The sequence below is a fragment of the Tepidimonas fonticaldi genome (assembly GCF_007556755.1).
Classification (GTDB): domain Bacteria; phylum Pseudomonadota; class Gammaproteobacteria; order Burkholderiales; family Burkholderiaceae_C; genus Tepidimonas; species Tepidimonas fonticaldi.
This window is the reverse complement of record NZ_VJOO01000073.1, coordinates 1-1,150: the sequence shown is the minus strand read 5'-3', so window position 1 is coordinate 1,150 and position 1,150 is coordinate 1. Positions and strand designations below refer to the sequence as shown.

The 1,150-nt window shown below is 66.4% G+C and carries 1 protein-coding gene; it reads left to right on the top strand.

The features are described from left to right. The coding region (locus Tfont_RS14355) for an IS256 family transposase (protein ID WP_143969932.1) at window positions 1–1,095 on the top strand (1,095 nt) is incomplete at its 5' end. Window positions 1,096–1,150: the final 55 nt, after the last annotated feature.

Here is a 1,150-nt window from a genome sequence, read left to right as displayed (position 1 = left end):
GCCTTGGGGGCTGAGCTGGGCGTGCACTTGGCCAGCCCCGAGGGCGGCTGCGGGAACCATCGCAACGGCCGCAGCGGCAAGACCGTGCTGACCGACGGCGGGCCGCTGCGGATCGAGGTGCCCCGCGACCGGGCCGGCAGCTTCGAACCGCAGCTGATCCCGAAGCATGAGCGCCGGTTTGCCGGCTTTGACGACCGGATCATCTCGATGTATGCCCGCGGCATGTCGGTGCGCGAGATTCAGGGCCATCTGGCCGAGATGTACGCCATCGAGGTGTCACCGGAGTTCATCAGCGCCGTCACCGACGCGGTGATGACCGAGGTGGGGGCCTGGCAGGCCCGGCCGCTGGAGCCGATGTACCCGGTGGTGTTCTTCGATGCCCTGCGGGTGAAGATCCGTGAGGACGGCGTGGTGCGCAACAAGGCGGTGTATCTGGCCTTGGGCGTGCTGCCGGACGGGACCCGCGACATTCTGGGGCTTTGGATCGAGAACACCGAAGGCGCGAAGTTCTGGATGAAGGTGTTCAACGATCTCAAGACCCGCGGGGTCACGGACCTGCTGATCGGCGTGGCCGACGGCCTGAAGGGCCTGCCGGAGGCACTGGAGGCGGTGTTTCCGGCCACGACCCTGCAGACCTGCATCGTGCACCTGATCCGCAACAGCCTCGACTATGCGAGCTGGAAGGACCGTAAGGCGCTGGCCGCGGCGATCAAGCCGATCTACACCGCACCGAGCGCGGAGGCCGCCGAGCGCGCGCTGGACGCGTTCGAGGCAGGGCCGTGGGGCCAGCGCTTCCCGACCGTGGTCGCGGCCTGGCGGCGGGCGTGGAGCCGGGTGATCCCGTTCTTCGCGTTCCCGCCCGAAGTGCGGCGGATCATCTACACCACCAACGCCATCGAGAGCGTGCATTCGCGGTTACGCAAGATCATCAAGAGCCGCGGGCACTTCCCAAGCGACGAGGCGGCCACCAAGCTGATCTGGCTGGCCTTGCGCAACATCACCGCGGACTGGAAGCGGGCGAGCAAGGAGTGGAAATCGGCGATGAACCAGTTCGCGATACTATACGGCGACCGCTTCACCCTCGCACCACGCTGAACGACACGAGGACAGATTCAGAAACCGCCCCACACACAAAAAACAGGACATCCCC